This is a genomic window from Sporosarcina sp. P37 (genome assembly GCF_002109365.1).
Classification (GTDB): domain Bacteria; phylum Bacillota; class Bacilli; order Bacillales_A; family Planococcaceae; genus Sporosarcina.
Genome location: NZ_CP015349.1, coordinates 2,013,862 through 2,036,510, shown reverse-complemented (window position 1 = coordinate 2,036,510; position 22,649 = coordinate 2,013,862). Strand labels below are relative to the sequence as shown.

The following is a 22,649-nucleotide window of genomic DNA, read 5'->3' as shown; positions in this document are numbered from 1 at the left end:
CCTTATTCTATTAAGTGGCACATTTGTCGATCAAACCATTCTTTCTTAATCTTCTTTACCATAAAACACCATTTCCACTTCAACGTTTTCTATTGTTTCAAAACTATTTACAATGACGTTATTCCAGCCACTAATCAACAAGCTTAACAGCAGCGCAATTGTGATGCCAATTTATCAATATCCGGCATTTGCCTGTTGGTGAAACAATAGAAATAGGGACGCAAACTCGTCTGCGAATTGCGTCCCGATTTCTATGCTTTTTATTCGTGCACGGTGCACTGAACCCGTTACTATATTTATCAGGTCATGTTTGTTTGTATTATTGCTAAACCGGCCGCTTACTGCAGCGGGCAGGGTCATCTTTGCCTTTTTTATCCGGTCATTCCTTACAGTGTCCGTAAAAACTCAACCAAGTCCTGCTGATTCTCGGGCGTCACGCCGTGTCCGTCAGTGTAGGTCTTAAATGTAACGTTCGCACCGAGCGACTCGAAATAGTCCTTGCTTTCTGCTCCCCACTGAGATGGAACAATGTAATCATAATCGCCGTGCGAAATAAATACTTGCTGTTTTTCTACGGACTGCTTTGCATAGTCACTCTTAACGAATTCAGGCACATAACCGCTCAGTGCCACTACGCCTTGCAGGGCAGGGATCAATGTTAAGCCCAGCGCTTGTGCAAGCACTGCTCCCTGACTGAAGCCGATGACCGTTAAACGTTCGGAGTCCAGATTATATTCCTGAATAGCTTCTCGGATGAAAGACTGGATATAGACAAGGATCTTATCGAACACTTGGCGATCCGGCTTGCCTTCCTCCTCTATCGTGAAAAATGCATAACCCGGCGGATGTACAACAGGGCCGCGCAAACTGAAAATATGATGAGTTTCTTTAAAGTCACTTACCAGCTGCGGCAAATCTCCTTCATGGCTGCCCATTCCATGAAGCAAAAACAGTGCGGGTTGTTTTCCGTCTGCAGCTGCCGGCGCTGTGTGTGTGAATGTAAACGGTGATTGCATGGTCATTCTCCCCTTTTTATTCTTTGTTTCACTAGTTTACCATAGAAAGAAACGCCTGCCACTTTAAGCGGCAGAGGCCCTGACTCGTTTATTTCTTTCCTGTTCTTCCTGCTTCTGCTTCACGCTGACAGACAAACCTGCGATTATTTACTCCACTATATAACCATCCCTCATCGTAATAACCCGGTCTACATACGGCAGCATCTCTTCGTCATGTGTCACCATTAATGTCGTCAAGTTCAATGCGCGTGTCAGTTCCTGCAACAATTCCATCACACCTTTTGAACGCTTCGTATCCAGACTGGCAGTCGGTTCATCCGCAAATAAAATTTTCGGGCGGTGAATGATAGCCCTCGCAATCGCCACACGCTGACGTTCGCCTCCCGACAGCGAAGCAGGGTATGCATCTTTTCGGTGTTCCATTCCGACTAGCTGCAGCATCTCATCTATAGCTTTGCCCTGTTCTTTTTTACTTAAATTCATTTCGGATACGTCCAGCATCAGCTGTAATTGTTCTTCTGCAGTCAAAAATGGAACGAGATGAGAAGACTGAAACACGAAGCCAAAATCTGAGGCGCGTATTTGACGGATTTCTTCTTGACTCATCTTTGTCATGTCTTTTCCTTCAAACAGGATTTCACCGCCGGATGCTTTTTGCAGTCCTGCCGCAATAGTCAGGATTGTTGACTTGCCGGACCCTGAAGGACCGATCAGTGCGGTAATTTCCCCTTCTTTTAATGATAAGTTTACACCTTTTAATATTTCTTCTTCGACTTCTCCATTAGAAAATGTTTTTTTCACTTTATCAATAGTAAAGACGGACATATTACATCTCTCCTTGCTGAATCGCCTGAAGCGGTTCAATTTTTTTGATTTGGAATCCTGAAATAGTTGCTCCGGTAAATCCGACAACTATAAATACCGCAGACAGCATCCATATTGTATCCATCGTTAAGTGAAACGGCATGCCTTCAGGTGCAATGAAATTAAATCCCTGGCTGATCACAATGGAGAGCGCAAGTGAAATAGCGGTAATGACCAGCATCTGATACCAAATCATCTTGAATAGTGAAGTGGTTTTCATTCCAATAGCTTTCAATATACCGTACAGACCAATTTTCTGAACGTTCATCATGTAGAAGAAAATTGCAAACAGCATACCGCTGATAATGACCAGGAACCAGATGATCATATTTAATGACATCTGCTCCGCACTGTAACTCGGAATTGCATTCAGGAACTCTTTATTCGAAAACGAATCGAGCGCACTGAGCACCGGTGTATCTGTACCCGGAATGAAAATCGTCTGCATTTCCATTACACGGTAAATTTCCTGATAGTTCGTCTTATGAATGAACGCTGCGGGCGCGTGACTGTATTTCTGCTGATCCACAAAGCCCTTGACGATAAATTCACCGCTGAATTGATGGTTAGTCAGTACGTCACCAACTTTGATGCCTTCGTCTTGAAGAGTACTGTCCAGAATAATTTCACCTGGTGTAACCTCTTCGAAAAGTTTCGAGCCGGCGGATGCCACAAATGCAACACTATGCTGTTTGTCTTCTGCATCATTGACGAAGCCCATCTGTACAGAAAATGCTGTTGCCTGCGGATTATCTATCAGTATTTGCTTCTGAATATCTTCATCAATTTTCGATAAGTTATATGTTTGATTGGCCTCTTTATCTAAATAAAATTGTCCTTGCGGCAAGTTTTTAATCAGCGCCGCGTTATCCTGTGATAATCCGTTCGCCAGTCCCGAAATGATAAATGTCAAAAAGCTGACGAGGAAGATGATCGATCCGAGAATCAAAAATTTAGCTTTACTTTTCTTCATTTCTTTCCATGCAATTTTCATGCAATTTTCATGCTGACCGCCTCCGTGTTTTTCTCTATGTCTCCATCTTACCTTGTGAAGATGAACAGAGAATGAACAGCATATTTCACGTCATTCGTTTTTCTTAGCAGTCAAAGAGGTTATGATTTCCTATTTTTCTGCCGATATGTAAAAATCATAATAATGAGGAGGGATGTTAATGATTCGATTTGAAGAAGTTTCGAAAAGTTATGATATGTCACGGTTAGTCGTGGAATCTGTAAACTTAGAAATTAAGCGCGGAGAGTTCCTCGTATTGGTCGGGCCGAGCGGCTGCGGGAAAACAACGACACTAAAAATGATTAACCGGTTAATTCCCCTGACAAAAGGAACGATTTGGCTGGACGACAAGCGTATCAGCGACTATCCGATTCATGAGCTTCGCTGGCAAATCGGCTACGTACTGCAGCAGATTGCTTTATTTCCGCATATGACGATTGAAGAAAACATTGCAGTCGTTCCTGAACTGATCGGCTGGAAGAAGAAGCGGATTAAGGAACGTGTAACCGAACTATTGGAGATGGCCGGACTGGATCCAGCGGTCTACCGCAAACGGAAACCACACGAATTATCTGGAGGGCAGCAGCAGCGGGTCGGGGTCGTACGCGCACTTGCCGCAGATCCTGAAATTTTATTAATGGATGAGCCTTTCAGTGCGCTGGATCCGATCAGCCGATCGAAACTTCAAGATGACCTGCTGGATTTACAGCAAAGAATTCAAAAAACTATCGTATTTGTTACACATGACTTACAAGAAGCATTCAAGTTAGGTGACCGTGTGTGTATTATGAATGAAGGCAAAATAGAACAAATAGCTGCACCACAGGAAATTCTGACGCATCCGGCTTCACCTTTCGTCCGGGAATTTACTGCGTCTGCGGCTGCACGAACGTTCTCAATTGCCGATCACATCGAGGATATACCGGATGACCTGTCCCTGGCCTTTGCAATTCCGTTTGATTCTGAATGGGGGCCTCTGCTGCAGTTTTTAGCTTCTGAAGAACAGGTGGCCATCAAACAGGACGGGCAAGTGGTCGGTATGATTACCCGAAAAGGGATTCTCCGTTTTCTGGCAGAACAGACAGTGAAGGGAGGACTGTCCGATGAATAATTTCCTGCACGTTTTCCAAGACCGGCGCGGTCAATTGCTTGAAGCATTGATTGAACACATACAAATTTCCCTGATTTCCTTACTGTTCGCAGTATTAATTGCTATACCTCTCGGAATTTATTTATCCAACCGGCGAAAAATAGCGGAATCTGTCATCGGTGTCAGTGCCGTATTGCAGACAATTCCTTCTCTGGCGCTGCTTGGTCTTCTGATTCCTCTGTTTGGCATCGGAAAGGTGCCCGCTATCATAGCATTAGTCGCCTATGCATTATTGCCGATTCTGCGCAATACGTATACCGGCATCAAAGAAGTCGACCCTTCATTACGCGAAGCGGCGACAGCAATGGGGATGAATACGCGAAAGCGCCTGATAAAAGTGGAGTTGCCGCTTGCGATGCCTGTCATTATGGCGGGAATTCGCACATCGATGGTACTGATTGTCGGCACCGCAACGCTTGCCGCACTGATCGGTGCTGGCGGTCTCGGGGATTTAATATTGCTCGGAATCGACCGAAATAATCCCTCCCTGATCGTACTTGGCGCCATTCCAGCTGCACTGCTTGCGCTGTTTTTTGATTTTCTGCTGAAAAAGTTTGAAGGCCTTTCATTTAGAAAAGCCATTGCAGCGTTTACCGTCTTCATTATTGCAGCCGTTTTAATGATTGCGGCACCTTTCCTCAATGGAAATGCCAAAAATGAACTTGTAATTGGCGCGAAACTCGGCGCTGAACCTGAAATTCTTATTAATATGTACAAACTGCTGATTGAAGATCAAACGGATATAACTGTCGAATTAAAGCCGGGGCTTGGTAAGACTTCATTTGTCTTCAATGCGCTGCAGGCAGGAAGCATTGATTTATATCCGGAGTTTACAGGAACGGCTATTTCAGAATTTCTAAAAGAAGAAGCTGTCAGCAATGATCGTGACGAAGTATATGAGCAAGCAAGAAAAGGTCTGGAGGAACAATTCAATCTTGCTTTCCTGACACCGATGTCGTTCAACAACACGTACACGCTGGCTGTCTCTAAAGCGTTTCAGGAGCAGTATAACCTGAAAACAATATCCGATCTGGCGTCTGTTGAAAAAGCTGTAAAGGCCGGCTTTACACTGGAATTCAACGACCGCGAAGATGGCTATCTTGGCATTCAAAAACTGTACGGCATCACGTTCCCTTCTGTTCAGACAATGGAGCCAAAATTGCGCTACCAAGCAATCGAAACGAATGAAATCAACCTGATGGATGCCTACTCCACAGACAGTGAGCTGCGCGAGTTTGAGTTGACGGTTCTTGAGGACGACAAGGAACTGTTCCCTCCTTACCAGGGAGCGCCGCTTCTGCGCAAAGAGACACTTAAGAAATATCCGGAGCTGGAAGACGCACTGAATACCCTTGCCGGCATCATAACGGATGACGAGATGCGCGAAATGAATTATCAAGTCAACGCGGAAGGTAAAAAGGCAAGAGCTGTGGCAGAAACCTTCTTAAAAGAACAAGGATTGCTGAAGTGATTATAAACTGAACAGAAAGTGTGTCATAAGTCTGGCAGCGTTAGATTTGCGAAGACGGCATGACATGGTGAATCCGTCAAAACCAAAAACAGTCACCGGCAGAATTCTCCGCCGGTGACTGTTTTGATTTTATTTAATTAGTCCATCCATGGAACTTCGATCATCGTACGGCCGATCCACTCACGCAAGACTTCATTTGTCGGCCCCATGATAGCGCCGGCACGTCCGTCGCGCACAAACTTCTCCACCTGGCCTGTCATATACCCTCGGCCTCCGGACACCTGCAATGCCGAGTTGGTCACGTCGATCACCATATCCGCTGCAAGCGTTTTTAACTGCCATAAAGGATACAGACAATCCGATAATTCCTTGCCTTCTTTACTGCAGCGATCCATCGCTTCTGCTGTACGGTACAACATACTGCGAACACTGTCGATTTTGATCTGCGCCTTTGCCAGTTCATGGCGAATGACTTGATAGTCTGTCACAGAAGATCCTGTGTCTGCATGAACTCTGCGTTTTGCGCCTTCTGTTGCCATATTCAAAGCACCCTGTGCAATTCCTACCCAGCAAGCTGCCGAACCAAGCAAGAACAGAGGGTCAATCGTATTGTCGTTAAAATATCCCATACCGCCTTCTCCGCCGATACGGTTTTCAAGCGCTACCTGTACGTCTTTGAAACTCATCGGACCACTGGCATTTCCGCGTAAGCCCATTGCATCGAACGGGAATGCTTCTACGCCTTTCTGATCATTTTCCACTAATAAAAACATCAGGTTATCCAAATCTTCCGTTTCAGGTGAAGTCGTTGCGACTAAATAAAAGTCTGCCTCTCCGCCGCTTGTAACGAATGATTTTTCTGCATTCAGCAAGTAACCGTTTGCATTTCGTTTCGCTTCACTGCCGATATTCCAGAAATGTCCGCCGGTTGCTCTTTCACTGAATGCCAGACCGCCGACTTGCCCTTCACGCAATCGCGGCAGCAAACGCTGACGCTGTTCTTCTGTTCCTGCCTCGTAAATTGTGTGGGCTGTCGTCATATGCATTACCCAGCACATCGTTGTAGACGGGCAGTAATGCGCAAAACTTTCCGAAAGGACCGCGAATGCTGTGAATCCATCTTTCAGACCACCCGCCTCGACAGGGATGGTAACAGCTGAATAACCAGCTTTCGCAACTTCACGTAAACTTTCACGCGGATATTTTCTCTGTTGATCGGAAATAAGTGCACGCGGCAGCAATTCTTTCTCGCCTAACGCATGTGCAGCTTTTTGTAATTCTTCATGCCCTTCTGGACAAGTCCACCATTCAGGAATTTGCATGATTCCTTCTTGTTGTTTTTCTTTCTCCATAATAGCACTTTTTACCAAAATTACCACTCCATTTTGTCATTTTCCAAGCTTCCTGTAAGCAAGTAAGCTGGCAGTTCTCTATCTAGTTTATCACGTTTTATTAAATAGTAAAGTTTTATTTATATATTCATTACTTTTTAACAAGGTATACGAATTTCTTTATGTGCTAAATTCATAATGCAACAATTTATTTCGCAGTTTTCCGCTATCTTTTATGCCCTATTTATTCAGCTGCAGTAATTACGTTTTCGGTTCCTCATTGCTAATAAACAGCGACTGACAGATGATCGTGGAAGTAATGAATGCCGGCTCTATTTCAGGAAAGTTTTCATATTATGCACACGCCGGATCTATTGGTCCAAGAATCATTTTCCCAAAAAGTTTTCTTTATATAATACACCGAATGTATAATCGCTATTCACTTTCTGACACCGTGTTTTTCATCATAATGACTGCCTTTCTTTTCTCAGCGGTTATGAACGTATAGTACAAGGTATTTTTCACCCCAAACAGTTCAGACAGTTCAGTAAAGTGCTATAATAAGAATATATGCCAGGAGGCGTGTGCGATGAAAAAATGGATAAGTATACTAACCCTCAGCTGTCTGTTATTTCTCAGTGCCTGTGCAGCAACTGACACGAATAAACTGACAATCCCAGAACTGACAGCGCGTGAAACACAGATCCTTGAAACGGCTGCCGATACAGCGTTTGTCTTCAATTATACAACCGATCAAAACTATACCGGCATCTCATTATGGGTAGAGAAATATGAAAAAGGCAGGAAAGTGGCAGAGCCGATCAGCCAATTGACTTCACCGCTGCCTGGTGAATCAACGAAGGGCAGTATCGTGATGACGGTTACTAAAACACTTGAGGAGGAATTACTATTCTCCGCAAGTGTAAGTGACACAAATGGTACTGTGAGCATCAGCAATCAGGAAGCATTGGAGAATATGGGAGACATGGCGACATTGTGGAATACCAATCCGCAACAAGGTTTGCTTCTCTCCGATGATATGCTGCTGGCCGGCATCATTTACACATCGGCACTACAAGGAGTTTCAACTAGCGCATTATCCGCCGACTTTTATGAGCAAAAGGAAGGCTATTTGGATGAACTGAAGGAATATGAGGTTGTCTATATCCTGCGGGCTTCGTTTGAGAAATAAACAGGGCGCAACAGCTAAAACTGCATACAAAAAGGGATGCCCACAGAAGTGTTATCACTTCCGGAGCATCCCTTTTCGTCGCATCAACCTTGCAAATACTCTTTGACTGCCTGCGATACTGTCTTACCTTCCGCACGGCCTGCCACTTCTTTCATCACTGTACCGATTGTCTGACCCATCGGCGCATCTTTTGAAATGCCCAATGAAGCAATCAGTTCTTTCACTTCTTCTGTATTCATCTGCTTCGGCAAGTACGATTCGATAATCGTGATCTTCGCCTTTTCTGCTTCAACGATATCTTCGCGATTTGCTTTCTGTCCTTCTTCAAGAGATTGCTTTGTTTGCTTTAGCTCACGCTGAACAATTTTAATTTCCTCTTCCTGCGTCAGTTCACGCTTCAATTCAAGCGATTCATTCTGCAGACCTGCACGCAATAAATTGATGACACCTTTTTTCATTGTGTCTTTTTCTTTCATCGCTGTCTTTATATCCGCCATTAAACGATCTTTTAACTCTGACATTGAAATCCCCCGTTTCTTAGGTATTATTCCCAGTATACAAAAAAAGTATGCAATCCGTCGCGTTTTTTCACTTCCTGCAGGATTCCAAATGAAATCGTATTGCCCTTTTGGTTGTCTAGTATCATAATTGCCGTGAAATCTGCAGGCTGGCGGTCTTTCACGGTATGCCGGCAGCATCTGTCTTAATTGACGAAACAGCCCGGCTAGTTTACACTTTTTACTACCAGCTCCTTCAGACAGCATAAGGCCATCCAACACCTTATTTGCTTCGAGGAGTTTTTTGATATGTATATAAAAAGGAGCTTATTCTATGAAAAAAAGCGTAGTACTCGCAGAGAAGCCTTCCGTTGCGCGGGATATTGCCCGTGTGCTGAACTGTAATAAAAAAGGAAACGGCTATCTCGAAGGCGATAAATATATTGTCACTTGGGCGCTCGGACACTTAGTCACACTTGCAGACCCTGAAAATTACAACACAAAGTATAAGACATGGAAGTTAGAAGATTTGCCGATGATGCCTGAAGATCTAAAACTGACTGTCATTAAGCAAACCGGCAAACAATACAACGCGGTAAAAGCACAGCTGCTCCGCACGGATGTTTCAGACATAATTATCGGAACCGACGCAGGACGTGAAGGCGAGCTCGTTGCCCGCTGGATTATTGAGAAGGCAAAGGTGAAGAAACCGATCAGACGTCTGTGGATTTCATCTGTTACGGATAAAGCAATTAAAGACGGATTCGCCAAGCTGAAGCCCGGTAAAGACTATGAAAATCTATTCGAAGCGGCCGTTGCACGCTCCGAAGCTGACTGGTACATCGGCTTGAACGCAACACGCGCACTGACAACAAAATTCAACGCGCAGCTCAACTGCGGACGCGTACAGACACCGGTTGTCGCTATCATTGCACAGCGTGAAGAAGAGATTAATACTTTTCGTCCAAAGACCTTCTACGGCATCGAAGCACTTTCCGATTCCAAATTAAAACTGACGTGGCAAGATGGAAAGACGGGCGATACACGTTCATTCGACCGTGACAAGCTGGCAGCCGTCGTCAAAAAATTAGATGGCAAGCAAGCAGTCATTGAAAACGTCGAAAAGAAAGCAAAAAAGACATTTTCTCCAGGTCTTTACGATCTGACCGAATTACAGCGTGATGCCAATAAATTATTCGGCTACTCCGCAAAGGACACGCTCAATATTATGCAGAAACTGTACGAACAGCATAAGCTGTTGACTTATCCGCGGACTGATTCGCGCTTCCTTTCCAATGACCTGGTCGCAACACTTCCGGAACGCTTAAAAACAGTCGGTATCGGTGAATATCGTTCTCTTGCAAATAAAATATTGAAAAAGCCGATCAAAGCAAATAAATCATTCGTAGATGACGGTAAAGTATCCGACCATCACGCAATTATTCCGACAGAAGAAATTGTCCTGCGCGATAAATTATCTGACCGTGAACGCAAAATTTACGACCTGGTCGTCAAACGGTTCCTGGCCGTTCTGTCCCCTGCCCACGAATATGAGCAGCTGACTGTTCATGCAAAGATAGCCGATGAAAAATTCACAGCCCGCGGAAAAACTATCTTAGTTCCAGGCTGGAAAGAAGTCTATAATAATCAATTCGAAGAAGACGAAACGGAACAGGACACGAAAGAACAGCTATTGCCGAAACTGGCGGCCGGCGACAAACTGGGTATCCAATTTATCAAAGAAACATCAGGCCAAACTAAGCCCCCTGCCCGTTTCAACGAAGCCACTCTTTTATCTGCCATGGAAAACCCGACGAAGTATATGGGTTTACAGGATAAAAAGCTTGCAGAGACACTGAAATCCACAGGAGGACTCGGCACTGTCGCAACACGCGCTGACATCATCGATAAACTGTTCAATTCCTTCTTAATCGAAAAACGCGGAAAAGATATTCACGTAACGAACAAAGGAAAACAGCTGCTCGAGTTAGTGCCGGACGAATTAAAATCTCCGTTGCTGACCGCAGAGTGGGAATTGAAGCTTGAGAAAATCGCAAAAGGCCAGCTGAAAAAGGAAACATTCATTAATGAAATGAAGGGATATACGAAAGAAATTGTTTCAGAGATCAAAACGAGCGAAGCGAAGTTCAAGCATGATAATATTTCGACGAAGTCCTGTCCGGACTGCGGAAAACCAATGCTCGAAGTGAACGGCAAACACGGCAAAATGCTCGTTTGTCAGGACCGTGAGTGCGGCCACCGTAAAAACGTGTCCCGCGTCACAAACGCACGCTGTCCGCAATGTAAGAAGAAGATGGAGCTGCGCGGTGAAGGTGAAGGCCAAATCTTCACATGCAAGTGCGGTTACCGCGAAAAGCTGTCCGCTTTCAAAGCACGTCGCGAGAAGGATTCCAAAGGGAAAGTCAACAAGCGCGATGTGCAGAAGTACTTGAAGAAGAATAACGACGATGAGCCAATCAATAATCCATTTGCAGATGCATTGAAAGGTTTGAAGCTGGACGATTGATTGGGTACGGATGGGGGCGGCGCGGTCAGGCACGGCTTTTGCTTGGAACCGCCGCAGCTTCGGCTCAATCTCCCGCTCCACATAAAAAAGGTGCCACGCATTGATGCATGACACCTTTTTTTATATTAATACGCTCTGGCAAACCAGACTGTATGCTTTGATTCTTTTCCGCAATTAATACAAGCGGTCTTTTCCTCCGGCGGATCGAAAGGAATATTACGCGTCGTAAACTTCGTCTCTTCCTTCACATGCTCTTCACATGCATCATCACCGCACCAGCCGGCAAGGATCCAGCCTGGAATTTTTTCATTGGCTGCGCTGTCTTCAATAAACTTCTTCAGCTCATCCAGCGTATCGATATGCGTATGCGAATTTTCTTCGCGGAACGTGCGCGCCTTTTCAAGCAAACGTTTCTGCATAGCTTCAAGCTCCTGTTCAATGCTTGAAACAGCTTCTGCCAAGTCAACCGCCACTTTCTCTTCGCCGTCACGCGCTTTCATCAATGCCTGATTATTATCAAGGTCACGCGGCCCGAGTTCCAAACGCACAGGAACACCTTTCAGTTCCCATTCATTGAACTTGAATCCTGGCGACTGATCTGAATCATCCAGACGGACACGAATTCCCTTGGCTTTCAATTCTGCAAAGATTTCGTCCAGCTTTTCCATGATCGCCGGATTCTTCTTCCACGGTCCGACCGGGATCAGCACGACTTGTGTCGGTGCAATACGCGGCGGCAGCACAAGACCTTGTTCATCACCGTGCACCATAATGACTGAGCCGATGAGGCGTGTTGATGTTCCCCACGAAGTCGTATGAACGAACTGATGCTTATTTTCTTTTGTCAGGTATTTGATATCGAATGCTTCTGCAAACTTCGTGCCCAAGTAATGTGAAGTTCCGGCCTGTACCGCTTTACCGTCTTTCATCATTGCCTCGATTGAAAATGTATCAACTGCTCCGGCAAATCGCTCGGAAGGTGTTTTTTGACCGTCATATACAGGAATCGCCAGCAGATCTTCTACGACTTCCTTATAGATCTGGAGCATCTGCATAGTCTCGTGGCGAGCTTCTTCTTCATCCGCATGCGCAGTATGACCTTCCTGCCATAGAAATTCCGATGTCCGAATAAACGGCAGTGTTTTCTTCTCCCAGCGGAACACGTTTGCCCACTGGTTAATGAGGACCGGAAGATCACGGTAGCTTTTAATCCAGTCTGCGTACAAATGGCCGATCATCGTCTCAGATGTCGGACGAAGTGCCAGACGTTCTTCCAGCTTCTCGCCTGCCGCCTCCGTTACCCACGGCAATTCCGGAGAAAATCCTTCGATATGATCTTTTTCTTTTTGGAAAAATGACTCAGGGATCAGCATCGGGAAGTACGCATTACGGTGACCCGTCTCTTTAAAACGGCGATCCATTTCATCTTTAATATGCTCCCAGATTTCATAGCCGTCCGGTTTGAACGCGATACATCCGCGCACTGGTGTATAATCCATCAAATCCGCTTTCTGGATTGTGTCAATATACCATTTTGTAAAATCATTTTGCTGATTGCTCATTACTTCATTTCCTCCTTAGTGAAAACCGCACTCTTGTTACTCCATACTGCTAATCATATAACAAATCAAGCATTCCTACAATTGAATGTAACAACAATGCCTGTCTGTGGTCATAATTTATTCGCAGCCGGCCTTCCTTTCTGACAAGTGATCTTACATGCATACACAGCCGCTCTTGCCCTTATATAGGCGATCATATGATCTGCAGCCCGCTTGACCCAATAAAAAAACTGCCCTCAATGAAGAGGACAGCCATCCATTATACTAATTTTTCTTCTGCGAAAACAAATTGCGGTTCACGTTCTTCTTTCACAGGCTCTTCACCGAAGCGGCCTTCCCACTTCGACATAACCACTGTCGCAAGTGCGTTTCCAACTACGTTGACTACCGTCCGTGCCATATCAAGCAAACGGTCGATTCCTGCGATGAATGCTAACCCTTCCAGCGGAATTCCTACTGTTCCGAGCGTCGCCAGCAATACGACGAACGAAACGCCAGGCACGCCTGCAATCCCTTTAGAAGTAATCATCAGTACTAATACCAGAGTAATCTGTTCTGTAATACTTAACTGAATTCCGTACATTTGCGCAATGAATATCGCCGCCAGCGCCTGATACAGTGTAGAGCCATCCAGGTTAAATGAATAGCCGGTCGGCACTACAAACGAGACGATATCTTTCGGGCAGCCGAACTTCTGCATTTTCTCCATCACTTTCGGCAAAACCGTTTCAGAACTGGATGTTGAGTACGCCAGAATCAGTTCGTCTTTTAACACCTTCATGAGGTGGAAAATATTCACTCCGACTATCTTTGCAATACCGCCCAGTACGACAATAATGAAGAATATCATCGTTGCGTACACTAAGACCATCAGTTTGCCCATTGGAATGAGCGATTCTAAACCAAACTTGGACACTGTCACACCGATTAAGGCAAATACACCGAACGGCGCAAATTTCATAATCATATTGGTTACCCAGAACATTGCGTCTGCGACCCCTTGGAAAACATCCAGTACCGGTTTGCCGCGCTCGCCGATTGCCGCTACACCCAATCCGAATAAAACGGAGAAGAAAATAATCGGCAACATATCGCCATTGGCCATGGAATCTACGATATTGCTTGGCACGATACCGACCAAGACATCCATAAATCCTTCATTCTGCACTTCTTCTGTCGTCTGCACATATTGCGAGATGTCACCTTTTTCAAGTGAAGACATATCAATGCCATCGCCTGGCTTAAAGATATTAGCTGACATAAGTCCAACAATAATCGCAATTGTCGTAACAATTTCAAAATATATAAGGGTTTTACCGCCAAGCTTTCCTAATTTCTTAATATCGCCAGTACCTGCTACTCCGATTACTAGTGTCGAAATAATAATTGGTACGACAATCATCTTAATCATATTGATAAACATCGAGCCGATCGGCTGTAAATATTTTTCGACGTCAGGATTACCATAGAAGATGGCACCGACTGCAATACCCAAAACTAATCCGATCAATATTTGATAGGCCAACGATAACTTAAATTTCTTTTTCACAGATAATCCCCCTTTAACGTTCCCTGAAAACGCTTTCTTTCAGTCAATTAAGAACATCTTACGGGACTCCTACAAAATTCTACATCTTCCTACAAAATATTTTTTCTTTCCTCTGCTGTCTCCATATATAACACTTGTAGAAACTTCTTGCTGTTTACTTTAACAGGCTTGAGTGCAAAGTCTTCTTCCTGAATTTGTTTCATCCGCAGACTGATTTCCTGAAAATCAAAGAAACGCGGCGCGTAGTATTCAAATTCATCAATTGTATAATCAACTGCGCCAAGTGATGCCAAATGATCCATCGCTGTTTGGATTGACCTGCGGATACGCTGCTCCATCGCTTTACTCTCTTTGCTCAGATCTTGCATCTCGACACCCATTTTGATCAGGGCGGATTCATACAGTTCTTTTAATGGAGGAAGCTGGACGGCGCGCTTCTCAATCAGCACTTCTATAATCGCTACGATATCACGCACACCGCTGTCACTGAAAATCCCCATATCATGAAGCTTCTTCAGTACGATATCCTTCACGGGCCGCTGTACTTTCGGCGGTCCTGCTGATCCCAGCTGCGCGAGAGATTCCCGAATCGTCAGCAGGGAATTTTTCAGACGGAGCTGGTCGGCTGTCCGCCGCACTACGCTTTGCACTTCTATTTGATTGATTGGTTTATGTATGAAAAACTCGACGCCGACCTGGTATGCTTCACCGACCATTTCTTTATTGATCACTTGGCTCAGCATAATGAAGTGCCCATTATAGCCTTGTGACTTTAATTGCTGAATGGTCTCGATACCATCCAGTTCAGGCATCAGCAGGTCTATCAGGACGACATCTGGCGCCAAGGTGATGATTTGCGGAATAGCTTTTACACCGCTGTCCGCCTCGCCAATAACCAGGCCGTCTTCCCCTGCCAGTATATTTTTCAGCATCAGACGGCTGGCTTTGTCATCGTCCACAATAAAGTACCTCATGTTTCTGTCTCCTTCCAAATGGATGTCACGGGGATTTCCACCTCTATGGCTAAGCCCTTTTCCAGACGTTCTACAAAAATTTTACCTTGCATGGCTTCTACGATTGCCGCCACATGCGATAATCCGATGCCTGTCGCTGCTGTGCCTTGTTCCGTAAATTTCGTTGTATACCCCGGCTCGAATATTACCTCATCGTGTTCAAAAGGTATGCCTTCTCCCGTGTCCTGCACGCTAAAACGCACCCGCTTCTCATCTCTGGCGGCGGTAATAAGGATAGATCCCTGTCCATCAATCGCTTCCACCGCATTCGCCGTCAGATTATTAAGCACAGCCAGCAGCGGCACATGTTGATCTGTCTGAAAATCTGAATGAACCGTTTTCTCGATCGTACACTGTCTGCCAATCATTTCACTATATTTTTCATTTGCACTGACGACCATATCCAGCAGATCGGATATATAAAAAGCCGTTACTTCCTGCCGGCTTGTCCACTTCGACAGCCCCGCCAAAATGCGCTGGGAATCCTTTTTCACCTCGTGGATTTCCTGTGCAATGTGCAGTGCCTGCCTGCTGAGTTCGAGCTGATTATCTTTTTTCAGCCTGCGGTACAGATCATGGCTTGACGCGGTGATCTGCTCTATATGATTCATCGATTTTTGTAAATACATCGCTTCTGCATACAGTTCCGATCCTACTCCAAGCATTTCTTCCACCCGCTGTTTCTCTTTCGACAGCGCGACAGAACTGTATAACCCAACTGTGAAAAAACTTCGCAGCAGTGCCACACCGACCAGTATGCCCCATTCTGTGCTTTTAAGCAGCGAACCATGCATCCACCAGTTCCGCAGCACATGTTCCGATGTATTACTGACTACCTCAAATATAAATGCCAGTGCACCAAGCCTCAGCGGGAAGGACTTATATTTCTCAAGACCCGCAAAATGCCAGCCTAGCGCTATAATAAAGTAAAACAAAAAGACCGGCACATGCATTTGCAGACTCTCAAGCAGTGCAGCGCCGAGCCACATCTCTTTCGTCACACGAAACACTACTACCGCTGCAGCTGTAATGAATCCTGTACGCAACATCGAGACTGGCGGATAGATCAAAATCAGTAAAAAGAACATAATTCCGCCAAGCGCAAAGCGGAATGTCTCGCCGTCAAACGGCATTACTTTTAATTCCCCTGTAAGTACCGTCAAAATGGTAATAAAGGCAACCTTTGCGGCTTCTGATTGGGACAGCCGCCGCCATATTGATTTTGTATTCATGCATTCTGCTCCTAGTGAAAAAGATGTTCGTACACGTATTATAGCAAGCCCGAAACTATTGTGCAGTTTTGCCGGACACCGAACACAGCATAGAAATTCCCTTTAGGACGCGCCACCAGAACGGTTTGCCCAATTCATTCCTATGCATTCATTCGACATTACTTATTATCCTTTGTATTGATTAGTATAACAGGCTCTTTCCTTCGGTAATTTACAAAACAAATACTAATCACCACCAGCAACAACCCAGTCAGCAGGGACTTCGTCATCGGCTCCCCGACAAAAGCCGTGCTGACGAACACAGAAATCAACGGCACCAGAAATGTGAACACTCCCACCTTACTTGCTTCCCCTGCGTGAATCAGACGATAATAAATGATATACGCGACCGGAATCCCCACTGTCGCACCAAAACCGAGTCCAAACAGATACATCGGATGCCACTCAATTGAAGACCAGCTCTCTGTCAATAATCCGAGGAGGAGCAGCACCATGCCCCCAATCGTGAACTGCATCGCCACCATCCAGTACGCATCGACTTCCCCACTGACTTTCTTGACGTATACTACTCCAATTGCCCAGCAGAATGCCGTCAGTACACCGAGCAGCACACCGATTATGGACAGCTGGGCAGTAAAATGTTCCTGGCTGACTGCGATGATGCCGACGAATCCGATAAGCAACCCTGTCACTTTAATCGGCGTCATATTTTCACCCAGCCAAATCCAGGCAAATAACCCGAGAAGGACCGGCTGAAAATATACCAATACAGAAAATAATCCTCCCGGAAGATAATGAAGTCCGACCGTATGAAGACCGAAGAACAGAATCGTATTGAACAAAGCCGATATGCAGTATTTTCGCCAATGTGCACGCCATTGCAGCCGGTCACGCAGCCTGATAATCAGAAGGGTGATCAAACAGCCGCCAAGAAAAGCACGCATTCCCGCAAACAAAAGCGGCGGTGCATAAACGACCGACAACTTGTAAATTGGCCAGCTGACACCCCATATCAACACTAAAAATGCCAATGCAGCGGTCGATTTCGTAAATAGCCTGTTCACTCTCCCATCCTTCCCGTTTTTTTACGGCTTCTGCATAGTCTATTCTTTTGCGTACTTTTATGACCTAACCGCAAGACAAAGGTTTTCTTTTTAATGAAAATTCCTTATGATTACAGATGGAGGCGATCTATATGAAGAAATTACTCGCAATATTTATAACAGCAGCCGCGCTGGCGGCCTGCAGCAATGAAGAACCGGCTGCACCTGCTGAACCTGCGGATGAGACTGCTCCTGCAGAACAAAGCAATGAAGTGGAAGAAGGACTTAAAGCAGATACTGCAGAACAAAAGTATACTGCATTCGCCAATGATGAAGTGCCCGTTAATTCTAAAGTGAAATATATCGGTACCATTTCTGCTTCTTCAGATAATCTTTACGAGATTCAAAACGGAACAGACGAGATTATTCATGTGAAGGATATCAGACTCGGAGAACGTGCTGATATTTTGGAAGGCAGCGCCGTTACTGTTTACGGCACGTATGACGGGAAAAATGATGAAGGGGTACCGGTCATTAAGGGCATTTTCATTGATGAAGAATAATAAAACCAATGGAACCGGCAGTAAAAAAGACCATCGATTGTATCATTGATGGTCTAAAGCTGTATTCTATCTGCATCTCAGATGCCAACCCACTCTTTAGGCAGTGCAATACGCACAGTTACTTCAGGATTGACCAGCTGGCTTACCCGCAAGTCACCTTTTGCGCTCACTAAACGATAAGCATCGGCAAATTCCAGACCTGTTTTCTGCTGGATGAGCCGCACTGCTTCTTTCATAGCTTTCTTCACAGCGTCACGGAATTCGACAGCACTCGCTATAATAATGGCTTCATCAGCCGTTTTGACCAGCGGCATATGAAGCATAAAATTTTCTGCTTTATTGACCAGAAGTGTTACTTTTCCGCCGACTTCCACTCCCGAGCCATTGAGCTCTCCGTCACCCATCGCGGCATGCAGATCGCCAAGAGCGAGCAGAGCACCTTCATGAAAGACTGGCAAATACAGAATACTTCCTTCTTTAACATCCTTTGTATCCATATTGCCTCCATGATCCCCGGGCGTAGTAGTCGGCACAGCATTCTCTCCAGGAGCTACACCGATCACGCCAATCATTTTATTTATGGGGAATGTCATGTCCTGCAATGTGATGTATTCGTCCTGTATAGGAAGAATTCGCGTCTGCGTTTCTGTGATGAACTCTCCGAGAATCCCTCTGTTTGAACGGGTAGGCATGACACCGAATGTATTCAGTTCAATCTTTTGAATATGAACTTCGAGCAAATCACCTTTATTTACACCTTCCACGAAAATAGGTCCTGTTGCCGGATTGGGCTTTCGGTCAGGAAAATCTGTCACCAGATCGCTTTCAGACTGAATCGTTCCGCTATAACAATCAATAGTTTCGATCTCCACCGTATCACCGCATGTAATAACGGCAGCCGGTTCATGGTGATGAGAAAATTCATAGATATATTGATCTTTGACAATCTGCGCCATGCCTGTTCATTCCTTTTTAGGTTTTTTTACTTATCAAATACTTTGAAGCCCTGTTACACTTTCCTTCTGTTCTCTGACTGCCTTATCTATTTCGTCTATTTCTTCTCCTTCAATTAGTGCCAGCTCCGCATCCGTCGCATACTTCCGGTTCCACCCTGTAATAGCGGAGAACAGAAGAACTGCCAGCAATGCCCATGAATAAGGGTTAATGAAGGCCGAAGCAATGCTCGGTGCAATGATTCCCCACTCGCCTGCCGCAGAACTGATAGTACTGTACCAAACAACAACGGCGATGTGCCAAGGCATCGTATAGAAAATTGTGCATACAGCACAGTCCATTAGATTTGCACGCCTTGCCGGCGACAGTTTAAACTTTTCGCCTACTTTTTTAACAAATGTAGGCCCGACCAATAACTCTGCAGGTGTGTTTGCAGAAATAGGGATTGATACGAGAATCGTCGTGAAAATAATTGAAAGCTCTGCACTGCGCACCGTTTTTGCTACTACTCTTAATGTCCAATTCAACAGCCTGTCCATGATACCGCTTTCAATTAGGATTTGAGTAATCGCTAATACAAGTAAAACAAATACAATGACACCTGTCACGCCTGTAATGCCGTCTTGAATAATTCCTGTTGACATTTCTCTGGACGAAGGAATATGAAATATATGCTTTATTGAAATGTTTTGAGTCAAGAGTCCGATTGCCATAGCCGACAGATTGCCCCAAATGAGAGATTCAATGATATGACGGCCGCTCAAAGAAGAGATCAGGACTACGGCGAGTGCTGCCAGCATAAACAATCCCGATGGGTTCATTGCCGCATCCATCTCTGGAAGCGCTTGCACTTTTCCGCCGCCGCCAAAGACGGCTAAGACGATAAACGTAATGAGCGCCGCTGTAATCGAAAGAGGAAAGCGAGTCCTGACTACGTCTCTCATAGTTGCACCCTGCGTGGAAGCGGATACAATTGTCGTGTCAGAAATAGGTGCCAAGTTATCTCCAAAAACCGCACCTGATAATATTGCCAGCGCCAGCATAGTGGGGTCTGCACCTAAAAAGAATCCTGCAGGGTATAACACAGGAGCAAGTGCCAGGATGGTTCCTGTACTGTCTCCGGTACCCATGGAAAAGATCATCGCAGCGATAAATGCGATAAGTGTAAATGCCACTCCTTGTGCACCAGTTGAAAAGCCGAACCACAGTAATCCCTCTACCAGTCCGCCCGCAACCATCAGGACACCAAACACCCCGGCAAACAGCGCCGCACATACAATAATCATGCCGTTCCTGTCACTGATCCCTCTAATGATTGCTTCACAATAATGATACTTATCCTTTGCAAACAGGATGCCAAGGGCAAGGGCTGCCCATCCTGCAGCCCAAAACGGAGTCGTTCCTCCCATGCCCGCCACTGACAGCCAAATTAAACCGACCAGCAATATTCCAATAGGTATTAACCCGCCGTAGACACCGCCATACATTTTAAGACGCTTATCGTTCATCCGCTCAGCTCCTTCTTTAGAAGTTTTCAGTTGATAACCAAAACAGCAGACCAATGGCAGAAAGTTACGTTGTCAGCGACGCTCCACTTTTTTGAAACAGTGATGTGTAATCATAAAGTGCAGGTGAGCCTCCTGTATGCAGGAATAATACCTTTTGACCTTTTTTAAAGTACCCTTGACGGATTAGATCGATAAATCCTGCCATGACTTTTCCTGTATATACTGGATCCAATAAAATTCCTTCTTGTTGCGCCAGTATTTCAATAGCTTCGACCATTTTTTCAGTCGGCAGCGAGTAACCCGGCCCCACATAGTTGTCATATACGTTGATTGCACTTTTATCGATTTCACTTTTTACTTGAAGGAAATCTCTGGTCTTCTCTACCAGCTTATACACATTGTTTTCCTGTGTTTCTTTATCCTTGTTCACGCTAATGCCCACGATTGGCACCGGGTTATTGCTTGCACGCAATCCGACAGTCAGCCCTGCATGTGTTCCTGCGCTTCCGCTTGGCGTCACGATGCAATCGATTTCCAATCCTTGATCAAACAGCTGCGCCATAATTTCCTGCGCACAGGCAACATAACCTGCAGCTCCGATTTCGTTGGAACCACCTCCAGGGATAATATATGGCTTTTTCCCTTCCGCACGAAGTTTCACTGCCACTTTCTCCATTTCCGCCATCATATCGGAACCGCCTTCTACAACAGATACACCATCTGTCTTCAGAAGATTAAATAAGAAATTGTTGCCGTTTGCATCTTCACGGTAGCTGCCCGGCACACGCTCTTCCAATACCAGATGGCAATCGAGCTTTTCTTTTCTTGCCGCCGATAATGTCAGCCGGCAGTGATTCGATTGAACAGCACCGCACGTTACCAATGTGTCAGCTCCTTGCTCCAATGCATCTGCCACCAGGAATTCTAACTTCCTCGTTTTATTACCGCCGCTTGTTAAGCCAAGCAAATCATCGCGTTTAATGTAAATCTCGGGACCGCCAAGAAGTTCCGTCAGATTCTCCAGCTTCTCGATGGGTGTTGATCCTTGTGTGTATCTTCTTCTTGGTAAGTTTGCTAAGTTCATAATTTCCATCCTCCTGTTTTCTTTAATTTATTGATTAATTAAAATATTAGCATTAATATAAATAGAAATAAAATTAATCATTTTTGTGTTCATCATTAGAATTATTAATGATTAAAGGAGGCTGTTTCATGGATCGATTACTGAACGTATTTTTGACAGTCGTAGAAAAAGGAAATCTTACGCGGGCCGCGGAAAAATTATTTATCACCCAATCAGCCGTCAGCCAAAATATTAAAGTACTGGAGGATCAATTTAAAACACAGCTGCTGGACAGAACAAACAAAAGCATCAAAATGACGAAAGCCGGCGAAGTTCTATATCTTCATGCGAAACAGATTATGAATCAGTATGCTCTTGCCGGCAGAATGATTGATGAATTGAAAGAAGGAATTACAGGTTCCCTAACGATCGGATCAGGCTTTATATTCGGAGAGTACTTTTTACCGGATGTAATTTCCACATTCATCAAAAACCATCCGAATATTAACCCCAAAATTACTATCAAAAATTCTATTCGCATCGCCAATCAAGTAAAGCAAAAAGACTTGGATATTGGTATTATTGAAAGAGAAATCTTTTATGACGAGTTACTGACCGTCCCTTTTTCACAGGATGATATGGTCATCATCGTCCCTAACGACTTTCCCAAAAACAACGGAGACGTCATCTCTCTCAGTGAACTAGCTGAGCAAACGTGGATTATTCGTGAAAACGGATCAGGCACACGCCAAGTAACGGACACTATGCTGGCCAGGACAAAACTGGTTCCTAAACGGGTCTTGGAGTTCGGAAGCACAAGGGTCATAAAAGAAACGGTGAAGAACGGTATTGGCATTTCGTATACTTCTAAAGTGGCAGTAAAGGAAGAGCTCGAGCAAGGGGCGCTAAAGGCATTGACAATTCAAGGTTATCAGGATGCCCGGACATTTTATTATGTAACGAATAAATCACAGCCTTATTCAAAAGCATTGGAGAAGTTTATTGAGAAGCTTGAAAATAGCGAATTGGCCAAATATATGGATTGATTTGCGCAAGAGGTATATAGTAAGGTTATTTTTAGTCACTATACTAGCAGACTGCT

The 22,649-nt window shown here is 44.9% G+C and carries 20 protein-coding genes; 6 read left to right on the top strand and 14 right to left on the bottom strand.

All coding sequences use genetic code 11. From position 1 onward, the window contains the following. Window positions 1-386: 386 nt before the first annotated feature. The 3 genes from SporoP37_RS10485 to SporoP37_RS10475 form a co-directional block, all read right to left on the bottom strand. Window positions 387-1,016: an alpha/beta hydrolase gene (locus SporoP37_RS10485; protein ID WP_085430895.1), complete on the bottom strand. Its 630-nt coding sequence runs from the start codon at window positions 1,014-1,016 to the stop codon at window positions 387-389. A gap of 147 nt (window positions 1,017-1,163) precedes the next feature. Continuing rightward, a complete protein-coding gene (locus SporoP37_RS10480; protein ID WP_085430894.1) occupies window positions 1,164-1,841 on the bottom strand; it encodes an ABC transporter ATP-binding protein in 678 nt (225 codons plus the stop codon). 1 nt (window position 1,842) lies between these two features. Then, on the bottom strand, window positions 1,843-2,874 hold the full coding sequence (locus SporoP37_RS10475) for an ABC transporter permease (protein ID WP_085430893.1): 1,032 nt from the start codon (window positions 2,872-2,874) through the stop codon (window positions 1,843-1,845). A 178-nt stretch (window positions 2,875-3,052) separates the two neighbouring features. Between SporoP37_RS10475 and SporoP37_RS10470 the strand changes: the two genes are divergently transcribed. Both SporoP37_RS10470 and opuFB read left to right on the top strand, forming a co-directional pair. After that, the gene (locus SporoP37_RS10470) at window positions 3,053-4,003 is read left to right on the top strand and encodes an ABC transporter ATP-binding protein (protein ID WP_081243588.1); all 951 of its coding nucleotides are present in this window, start codon (window positions 3,053-3,055) and stop codon (window positions 4,001-4,003) included. Further along, window positions 3,996-5,513 carry an osmoprotectant update ABC transporter permease/substrate-binding subunit OpuFB gene (gene opuFB, locus SporoP37_RS10465; RefSeq protein ID WP_085430892.1) on the top strand — a complete coding sequence of 506 codons (1,518 nt, stop codon included), beginning with the start codon at window positions 3,996-3,998 and terminating at the stop codon, window positions 5,511-5,513. Before SporoP37_RS10470 ends, opuFB begins: the two co-directional genes overlap by 8 nt. Before the next feature lie 137 nt (window positions 5,514-5,650). Here opuFB and SporoP37_RS10460 read toward each other — a convergent pair whose 3' ends face one another. Continuing rightward, a complete protein-coding gene (locus tag SporoP37_RS10460) occupies window positions 5,651-6,865 on the bottom strand; it encodes an acyl-CoA dehydrogenase family protein (RefSeq protein ID WP_081244829.1) in 1,215 nt (404 codons plus the stop codon). A gap of 568 nt (window positions 6,866-7,433) precedes the next feature. Here SporoP37_RS10460 and SporoP37_RS10455 point away from each other — a divergent pair. Then, a complete protein-coding gene (locus SporoP37_RS10455) occupies window positions 7,434-8,036 on the top strand; it encodes a hypothetical protein (RefSeq protein WP_085430891.1) in 603 nt (200 codons plus the stop codon). A gap of 83 nt (window positions 8,037-8,119) precedes the next feature. Here the strand turns inward: SporoP37_RS10455 and SporoP37_RS10450 are convergent, their stop codons facing one another. Further along, window positions 8,120-8,557 carry a GatB/YqeY domain-containing protein gene (locus SporoP37_RS10450; protein ID WP_081243585.1) on the bottom strand — a complete coding sequence of 146 codons (438 nt, stop codon included), beginning with the start codon at window positions 8,555-8,557 and terminating at the stop codon, window positions 8,120-8,122. A 23-nt stretch (window positions 8,558-8,580) separates the two neighbouring features. Further along, a complete protein-coding gene (locus SporoP37_RS17295) occupies window positions 8,581-8,718 on the bottom strand; it encodes a hypothetical protein (protein WP_198160016.1) in 138 nt (45 codons plus the stop codon). Window positions 8,719-8,867: 149 nt separating this feature from the next. Here SporoP37_RS17295 and SporoP37_RS10445 point away from each other — a divergent pair, with 149 nt between their 5' ends. Beyond that, window positions 8,868-11,060, top strand: a complete 2,193-nt coding sequence (locus SporoP37_RS10445) for a DNA topoisomerase III (protein ID WP_085430890.1) — start codon at window positions 8,868-8,870, stop codon at window positions 11,058-11,060. 125 nt (window positions 11,061-11,185) lie between these two features. Here the strand turns inward: SporoP37_RS10445 and proS are convergent, their stop codons facing one another. The 5 genes from proS to SporoP37_RS10420 all read right to left on the bottom strand — a co-directional run bounded on the left by proS (window position 11,186) and on the right by SporoP37_RS10420 (window position 17,480). Continuing rightward, a complete protein-coding gene (gene proS / locus SporoP37_RS10440; protein WP_081243583.1) occupies window positions 11,186-12,622 on the bottom strand; it encodes a proline--tRNA ligase in 1,437 nt (478 codons plus the stop codon). A gap of 259 nt (window positions 12,623-12,881) precedes the next feature. Beyond that, window positions 12,882-14,171 carry a cation:dicarboxylate symporter family transporter gene (locus SporoP37_RS10435; protein WP_085430889.1) on the bottom strand — a complete coding sequence of 430 codons (1,290 nt, stop codon included), beginning with the start codon at window positions 14,169-14,171 and terminating at the stop codon, window positions 12,882-12,884. Window positions 14,172-14,260: 89 nt separating this feature from the next. After that, the gene (locus SporoP37_RS10430) at window positions 14,261-15,145 is read right to left on the bottom strand and encodes a response regulator (protein WP_081243581.1); all 885 of its coding nucleotides are present in this window, start codon (window positions 15,143-15,145) and stop codon (window positions 14,261-14,263) included. Beyond that, window positions 15,142-16,416, bottom strand: a complete 1,275-nt coding sequence (locus tag SporoP37_RS10425) for a sensor histidine kinase (RefSeq protein WP_085430888.1) — start codon at window positions 16,414-16,416, stop codon at window positions 15,142-15,144. The genes SporoP37_RS10430 and SporoP37_RS10425 overlap by 4 nt, the downstream gene beginning before the upstream one ends. Before the next feature lie 158 nt (window positions 16,417-16,574). Beyond that, window positions 16,575-17,480: a DMT family transporter gene (locus SporoP37_RS10420; RefSeq protein WP_081243579.1), complete on the bottom strand. Its 906-nt coding sequence runs from the start codon at window positions 17,478-17,480 to the stop codon at window positions 16,575-16,577. Window positions 17,481-17,611: 131 nt separating this feature from the next. On the opposite strand from SporoP37_RS10420, the gene SporoP37_RS10415 reads away from it, so the two are divergent. Next, entirely contained in the window at window positions 17,612-18,022 is a 411-nt protein-coding gene (locus SporoP37_RS10415) for a hypothetical protein (RefSeq protein ID WP_081243578.1), read from the top strand. 77 nt (window positions 18,023-18,099) lie between these two features. Here the strand turns inward: SporoP37_RS10415 and SporoP37_RS10410 are convergent, their stop codons facing one another. The 3 genes from SporoP37_RS10410 to SporoP37_RS10400 form a co-directional block, all read right to left on the bottom strand. Continuing rightward, window positions 18,100-18,978, bottom strand: a complete 879-nt coding sequence (locus SporoP37_RS10410) for an acetamidase/formamidase family protein (RefSeq protein ID WP_085430887.1) — start codon at window positions 18,976-18,978, stop codon at window positions 18,100-18,102. 33 nt (window positions 18,979-19,011) lie between these two features. Continuing rightward, on the bottom strand, window positions 19,012-20,484 hold the full coding sequence (locus SporoP37_RS10405; RefSeq protein ID WP_081243576.1) for a Na+/H+ antiporter NhaC family protein: 1,473 nt from the start codon (window positions 20,482-20,484) through the stop codon (window positions 19,012-19,014). Window positions 20,485-20,548: 64 nt separating this feature from the next. After that, window positions 20,549-21,568, bottom strand: coding sequence for a D-cysteate sulfo-lyase (locus tag SporoP37_RS10400; RefSeq protein ID WP_081243575.1), 1,020 nt, complete (start codon window positions 21,566-21,568; stop codon window positions 20,549-20,551). Between the two features lie 128 nt (window positions 21,569-21,696). On the opposite strand from SporoP37_RS10400, the gene SporoP37_RS10395 reads away from it, so the two are divergent. Continuing rightward, on the top strand, window positions 21,697-22,593 hold the full coding sequence (locus tag SporoP37_RS10395) for a LysR family transcriptional regulator (RefSeq protein ID WP_158233626.1): 897 nt from the start codon (window positions 21,697-21,699) through the stop codon (window positions 22,591-22,593). Window positions 22,594-22,649 lie beyond the last annotated feature (56 nt).